Raw genomic sequence first — 6,415 nt, 5'->3', positions numbered from 1 at the left:
CCGTAGTCCTGGAGCAGGATCTGCAGGCCGCGCGGGGTGAGCCCGTGGGGGCTGTGCTCGGCCCAGGGCGCCTCGGGGTCGGCGTTGAGGATCTCCAGGAGGCGGCCGGTGCGGATCGCCGGCTGGTCGCCTTCGGAGGCGAAGGCGCGGCGGATGTCGGCGAGGATGCGGATCTTGAGCCCGCCATCCTCGTCGCGCCCGGCCTCGTAGTCGGTCATGGCCGTGCAGGCGGTGCGTGCGAGGACGGGCCAGTGTCCGCCAGCGAGGTCGGCGACGCTGATCAGTGGTGCCCAGGTGTCGGCGGCGCGGTCCTCGACCGGCATCGTCGGCTCCAGGGCGAGGGCCTTCTCGCGCACGGAGGCCAGCCAGGCCGCCAGCCGTGTGCGGAGCTCGCGGACCGCCAGGTCGTCGCGGCCGTAGCGCCAGAAGCTGACCTTCTCGGTCTCGGCTCGGCGGCGCATGCGGATGACGACCGACCGGTCCATGATTGTGTCGGGCAGGTCGCCGATTCCGGCGAGGGCGGCCATGGCGAAGGTGTCGAACTTGACCACCTCGTGGTTGGGGCCGGTGACGCGCAGGGTGGGCCGGTTGCGCTGGTGGCCGGCGTTGAGCAGGCCGCGCATCTCCTCGTTCTTCTCCGCGACCTTCGCGCTGCCGAAGATGGTGTCGACCTCGTCGACGAGGAGTGTGGGCGGGTCGCCCGCGCCGATCGAGCGGAAGATCGCGGCGGCGGAGGCGTTTACTGTGATCAGCGGCTCATGGACCGCCTCGATCAGGACCTCAAGGAGTCGCGATTTCCCGCAGCGCTTGGCCGGGCCGACCACCGCCAGGCGCGGAGCGTGCTGCCACACCGTCTGAAGGTGGGTCGCTGCCGCCCACAGCGTGGTCGCGGTCAGGGCTTCGTCGCTCGGCATGACGACGTAGCGCCGGATGGCGTCCCGGAGCAGGTTCAGGACCTCTACGCCCTCGGGGTCTGTGGCGGGCGCGGGGGAGGTCGGCTGGCCGGGGATGGCGGTCGGCGGCCACTGGACGGGAAGCGGTGGCGTGTTCGGGGTGGCTTCGTCCATACTGGACATCGAGCTCCTCAATCTGCGGGCCATACGGGACGGCAATCCCGGCCATGCAGCCAGTCGTTCAGGGATGGGCGGCGTGAGGTTTGCGCTTTGAGCCCCTCGGTGTCGCAAGCACTGGGGGGCTTTTTGCACGTCTGGCTAGGTGCTGGCGGTCTCCTGCGGACAGCAGCGGTCCAGCACAACAACCATGCCACACGCAGAGCGGCTATGCAAGCGGCAGAGTGTGGTGTACTGTTAAAGCTGCTGCGAATTGCAGGGACGTGCTGCGAGAGGAAGGAGGGGTCAATGCCCGACGACGACGGCGAGGACGCATCCGAGGGCGTCCTGCTCAAGGGCGAGGACAACGCCGCCAAGCGGATCAAGGCCGAGCGCGAGCAGCGCGGCTGGAGCACCACCACGCTCTCCGACCGGCTCAACGAGGCCGGCTACGAGATGAACCCGTCGGCGGTCTGGCGGATCGAGAACGGCAAGCGCCGCATCAACCTCGACGAGGCCATCGGCTTCGCCGAGATCTTCGGAGTGTCGCTGTCCAACCTCGTCGGCCCACCGGCCCTGGCCGCCGCCGGCCGCGCCATGGAGCTCATCGACACCGTCGTGGCCGCCAACGCGGCCGCCCAGAGAGCCCAGCACGCGTACCGCCGGGTCAACGCCGAGCTCATCGCCTACCTCGACGAGCACCCGGACATCCGTGAGGAGGCCAATGCGGTGGTCAGCAACGCCATCGCCGAGAGCACCATGAAGATCAACCAGGAGGAGTTCGGCCTGCCGCCCCAGCCGTAGCCCGCTCCTCCGGCCGCCCTGGACCGCAAATCCCAGGGCCCGGCCAGTCACACGCCCATCCCATCCCTGAACGACATCGGCCCGGCCGGGGTTGCCGCCCCATCAGCCGAGGCCAGGAGAGGACTTTGCTTGCGCCAGACGGCGATACCCCATGCCTCCGCCCAGTCCCGTACGGCGAAGGAGGTGAACAACAACGACCGCCTGCTCACGGTCGACGAGGCCGCTGAACGCCTCGGCACCGGCGTCCGCTTCGTCCGCCGGCTCATTGCCGAACGCCGGATCCGCTACGTGAAGCTCGGCAAGCACGTCCGCATCGCCGACAGCGTGCTGAACGCGTACGTCGAGGAGCGCACCGTCCCCACGCTTCGCGACGCGCGCTCCCGCTTTGGCAAGGCGGCCTGATGGCGGGCCGCAAGCCGCAGCGGCGGCGCGAGTTCGGCACCGTACGCCAGCTGCCCTCGGGGCGCTGGCAGGCACGCTACTGGGCGCCGGACGGCTCCCGGCGTACCGCGCCGGAGACTTTCGAGACGAAGACCGACGCCCAGGACTGGCTCACCCTCACCAAGGCGGACATCCAGCGCAACGTCTGGGTGGACCCGGAGGTCGGCGCGGTCAACTTCGAGGAGTATGCCTTGAAGTGGGTGGTGGAGCGCGGTCTGTCCGCCACCACGGACGAGCTGTACCGCCGCTTGCTGCGGCTGCACATCCTCCCCTTCTTCGGAGAGGTGGACCTCGACGAGATCACTCCGCCGACGGTGCGGACCTGGCGGGCGGAGCGTCTCGCCGCCACCGGGGCTACGACCGTCGCCAAGTCCTACCGCCTGCTCAAGGCGATCATGGAGACAGCAGCAGACGACGAGCTGATCCGCCGCAACCCGTGCCGCATCAGGGGTGCTGGCAGCGAGCGGGCGAAGGAGCGCACGACGGCCACCGTCGAGCAGGTCGACGCGCTCGCCGAGGCCATCGGGATCCGGTGGCGGCTGATGGTGTACCTCGGCGCCTACGGACCGATGCGTCCGGAGGAACTGGCGGCTCTGCGCCGGAGCTCGATCACCCTCGACCCGCTCGCCGTGCGGGTCACGGAGGCCGCTCCGGAGCTGAACACCGGTCGCCGCGTCGAGGGCGACACCAAGTCCGCCGCCGGTGTCCGCACCATCCACCTGCCGGCCTTTCTCGCCATCGAGGTGAAACGGCACCTGGACTGGTTCGCGGAGAAGCAGCCCGACGGGCTGCTGTTCGTGGGCGAGAAGGGAGCGCCGTTCCGGCGTACCACCTTCGGCCGGAAGTGGGCCAAGGCCCGCGCGGCGGTCGGCCTCCCGGAGGACTTCCGCTTCTACGACCTCCGGCACACGGGCCACACCCTCTCCACCCAGTCCGGCGCCACCCTCAAGGACACGATGGTCCGCGCCGGCCAGTCCTCGGAGAAGGCCGCGCTGATCTACCAGCACTCCGACGACACCCGCCAGCAGGAGGTCGCCGGAGGCATCGACGCCAAGGTCCGCGAGCTGCGCGGACGTGCGGCGGGCGTCGAACCCGTCTGATCCGTTACGTCCCCGGTCAGACCGGTTCGCGACCAGCTCTGACCGGGGATGGCCGAACCTCCTGGATCACTGCCCGCACCAGGATCGCCCCCGGGGCGGCACTGCGCGGCGGTCGCCTGTATCCCAGACCTGGCCGGGAAGCTGGTTCACGCGGCGGTGCTCGGCGGACCGGCAGGGCGCGCCAGCTGGGCTCAGTGGTTGTTGTCTTTCCGGTCTTGATGGCGGTGTTTCTGTTGGCCAGGCATAGGGTCGGCGCCCCGTGGCAGTGGTGACGTGTCGCGTCGTCGCTCGGGTGGAGGTCGGGGATGCCGTCGGTCGTGGGGTTGCTGGAACAGCGTGAGCTCACTGCTCGCCGCCGTGTGGACGAGCTGCGGGAAGAGGCTGACCATATCCACGCCGAGCTGGAGGTGGCCGAGCGGGAGTGGAACGAGTGGGTCATCGCCCGCTCGCGCGTGGGCGAGGTGTTGACTCCGGAGGCCGCCGTCGCGTCCGAGGGCCAGCGCCATTCTGGCGGGCAACCGGTTCGTCCCGCGACGGCGAACGCGGCGAAGCCGAAGTCCGTGGTGCCGATGTGGCGTGCGGGGCTGGCCTGGTCGGCGCTGCCGGTGGACTACCAGCGCGTCCTGCAGGCTCTCGCGGACCGGAGCCGGCTCGGCCAGGGCCCGCTGACGTGCCAGGAGATGGCCGCCTGCTTCGGCCTGGACCCGGTGCCGGCGAAGGTGGAGGCGTTGCGGTCGAAGGCGAAGCGGCTGACAGCACGGGGCTGGCTGGTCGAGTCGGCACCGGGCCGGTTCACGCTCGCGAAGACCGTGGCCAGGCCAGGCGGCGGGTCATGAGCGTCGTCATCGACCAGTAGACCATCGCCTCGGCGCTGCCGGTGGAGCGCTCGAAGTCGCGCACGAGGCGGCGCCTTTGCATCAGGTGCGCGAAGCACCGCTCCACGATCCACCGCTTCGGCAGCACGACGAAGCCGCGCATGTCGTCGCTGCGTTTGACGATGGCGAGGACCACGGCGAGGGCGGTGAGGTTGCACTCGACGAGGCTGCCGGTGTAGCGGCCCAGACCAGGGCCAGCAGGTGGTGCGCGGCGGCGACCTGGGCGAGCAGGACCTGGGCCGCGGCGCGATCGCCGGCGTCAGCCGCGGTGACCATCACCGCGAGCAGCAGGCCGAGCGTGTCGACCACGACGTGCCGCTTGCGGCCGTTGATCAGCTTGCCGCCGTCGAAGCTGCGGCTGTCGGATCCAACGACGGCGTCCGCCTTGACCGACTGGGAGTGGATCACGCCCGCGCTCGGCTCCGGATCCCGCCCGGCCTGTTCGCGCACTCGGCGGCGGAGACGGTCGCGGAACTCCCGAACAAGGCCGTGGTCGCGCCAGCGTCGGAAGAACGCGTAGACGCGGTCCCACGGCGGGAAGTCGACCGGGATGGCCCGCCATTTCGTGCCGTTCTCGCGCACGCCGTGGCCGCCGGCATTCCCGAACCTGTGAGCCAGGCATTCACACGCAAGGGTGGCCGAATTGGATTCCGTCTCCGAGATGCCGTAGACATGCGACAACAGGGTCTCCTGGACAGCTTGTTGGCGTAGACACCCACTGAGCTACCAAGAGGCCCTGCTTTCATGCACAGCAGCCACCACGGTCACCCGATCGAGACTCCTCGTCGACGGCCGCGGCACCCTCGACGCCGCCCGCTGGCTAGCCGCCGGTTGGACCTACCGGTCCCTCGGACGCCCCTGACGCAACCTAGTGAGCCGGATGTCGTTGATCGGTTATGAAGAAGACATTCGTGACGGCAGTGTTGGTCGCCACCGCAGCGACGTCGGCACTCGCCGCGACTCCAGCGCTGGCAGACAGCCCCCACAGCGCCGCAGCCCACCGCGGGTTCTACTCGGCGTCATCGAGCACCGGGCCTACCCTCAGCCAACTTACGAGCCTCGTGACCAGCATGATCAGCGGCATCAAGTTCTGATACCACGACGCGACCTCGGATTCCCCTGATCCGGCCACAACAGCCCTGGCGGGCCGCCGGCGACGGTCAGCCAGGGCCCAGCCATGACCAGGTCAGTTACCGATCGTCATCAGCGATGGAATCCCGGCCAGCAACGCGCCAATGGTGATCAGGAAGGGCCCCCAGACCTGAAGCCGCAATCCTCCGATGGCAAGTTCGCGAGTCGCTTTCGGTCGTGGGGGGCACTCCTTGAGATCGGAACGACAGCAACCACTCAGGCTCGAGACGTCAGCCCTCGCCGGACTCCTCGGAGTTGAACTTCCAATCCAGGTTCAGCTTGTCCCCCTGGAAGGAGCTCTGCTCCTGACCGTCATCACCGGATTCGAACTGCACCTGCGGGACTTCCTCGGCTCCCTCGCCCGGGCCGTTCGGCTCACTCATCCAGACCTCCCTGGGTTCGATTGGGGCCGCTCCTGGCCCAGTCAATCCCATTCTGACCCACCAATCTCACCACGGCCGCAGGGACCGTCAACTTTCCGGCCCCGTCGCGTTGTTGGCGTAGACACCCACTGAGCTACCAAGAGGCCCTGCTTTCATGCACAGCAGCTACCACGGTCACCCGATCGAGACTCCTGTTCGACCGGCGCTCGTCGAGATCGGAACGACAACAGCGACTCAGATCTGCGAGGGGTTGGGGATCAGCGCCGAGGTCGCCCGTGCCCGCTTCGGACGCACCCGCGGCACGGACCGGCCGAGGCGGGCGGTAGGTCATGCGGCGGCCCACTGCTCCCAGCCCCCTCGCGGGGGCCGGCACGGCGCTACTGGATTCCGCCCTTGCCGACGTGCTGCGCGATCCCGTCGCCCACGTCAAGAGTCTTCCTTTTGGGGAGGTGACGCTCGGCCTGAAGCGCGCCGGACCGCCTTCCGCCACCCGCTCGACGACGGAGGAAGTGCTGCAGGCCGGCCGAGAACGTGCCCTACGCCCGGCCACAGCCGGACGTCATGAGGTCCCCGAAACGCCGGCATCGCGGCGACGAAGCCGGTCAAGCAGCCGCCAGGTACCTGTACCGGGT

The 6,415-nt window shown here is 69.2% G+C and carries 7 protein-coding genes; 4 read left to right on the top strand and 3 right to left on the bottom strand.

Annotated elements, in window-relative coordinates; genetic code table 11:
* The coding region (locus tag CCN56_RS22425; RefSeq protein ID WP_086829410.1) for a DUF3631 domain-containing protein at positions 1 to 1,067 on the bottom strand (1,067 nt) is incomplete at its 3' end.
* 291 nt (positions 1,068 to 1,358) lie between these two features.
* Between CCN56_RS22425 and CCN56_RS22420 the strand changes: the two genes are divergently transcribed.
* The 4 genes from CCN56_RS22420 to CCN56_RS22405 all read left to right on the top strand — a co-directional run bounded on the left by CCN56_RS22420 (position 1,359) and on the right by CCN56_RS22405 (position 4,230).
* Complete coding sequence (locus CCN56_RS22420; RefSeq protein WP_086829408.1) at positions 1,359 to 1,853, top strand: helix-turn-helix transcriptional regulator; 495 nt, start codon at positions 1,359 to 1,361, stop codon at positions 1,851 to 1,853.
* A gap of 183 nt (positions 1,854 to 2,036) precedes the next feature.
* Positions 2,037 to 2,255, top strand: coding sequence for an excisionase family DNA-binding protein (locus tag CCN56_RS22415; RefSeq protein WP_086829412.1), 219 nt, complete (start codon positions 2,037 to 2,039; stop codon positions 2,253 to 2,255).
* Positions 2,255 to 3,394: a site-specific integrase gene (locus CCN56_RS22410; RefSeq protein ID WP_086829406.1), complete on the top strand. Its 1,140-nt coding sequence runs from the start codon at positions 2,255 to 2,257 to the stop codon at positions 3,392 to 3,394. The genes CCN56_RS22415 and CCN56_RS22410 overlap by 1 nt, the downstream gene beginning before the upstream one ends.
* A 305-nt stretch (positions 3,395 to 3,699) precedes the next feature.
* Positions 3,700 to 4,230 carry a hypothetical protein gene (locus CCN56_RS22405; RefSeq protein WP_086829404.1) on the top strand — a complete coding sequence of 177 codons (531 nt, stop codon included), beginning with the start codon at positions 3,700 to 3,702 and terminating at the stop codon, positions 4,228 to 4,230.
* 81 nt (positions 4,231 to 4,311) lie between these two features.
* Here the strand turns inward: CCN56_RS22405 and CCN56_RS22400 are convergent, their stop codons facing one another.
* Both CCN56_RS22400 and CCN56_RS22390 read right to left on the bottom strand, forming a co-directional pair.
* Positions 4,312 to 4,950: a transposase gene (locus CCN56_RS22400; RefSeq protein ID WP_179199947.1), complete on the bottom strand. Its 639-nt coding sequence runs from the start codon at positions 4,948 to 4,950 to the stop codon at positions 4,312 to 4,314.
* A gap of 680 nt (positions 4,951 to 5,630) precedes the next feature.
* The gene (locus CCN56_RS22390; RefSeq protein ID WP_256962090.1) at positions 5,631 to 5,783 is read right to left on the bottom strand and encodes a CalY family protein; all 153 of its coding nucleotides are present in this window, start codon (positions 5,781 to 5,783) and stop codon (positions 5,631 to 5,633) included.
* Positions 5,784 to 6,415 lie beyond the last annotated feature (632 nt).

Source organism: Streptomyces sp. NRRL B-24572 (assembly GCF_002156145.1).
Lineage (GTDB): Bacteria > Actinomycetota > Actinomycetes > Streptomycetales > Streptomycetaceae > Streptomyces > Streptomyces vietnamensis.
The sequence above is the reverse complement of the archived record's forward strand: the minus strand, read 5'-3'. Positions and strand labels throughout refer to the sequence as shown.

Coding starts and splice junctions, on each gene's coding strand:
- CCN56_RS22420 (WP_086829408.1), top strand. CDS start 1,359: ATGCCCGACGACGACGGCGAGGACGCATCCGAGGGCGTCCTGCTCAAG.
- CCN56_RS22410 (WP_086829406.1), top strand. CDS start 2,255: ATGGCGGGCCGCAAGCCGCAGCGGCGGCGCGAGTTCGGCACCGTACGC.
- CCN56_RS22405 (WP_086829404.1), top strand. CDS start 3,700: ATGCCGTCGGTCGTGGGGTTGCTGGAACAGCGTGAGCTCACTGCTCGC.
- CCN56_RS22390 (WP_256962090.1), bottom strand. CDS start 5,783: ATGAGTGAGCCGAACGGCCCGGGCGAGGGAGCCGAGGAAGTCCCGCAG.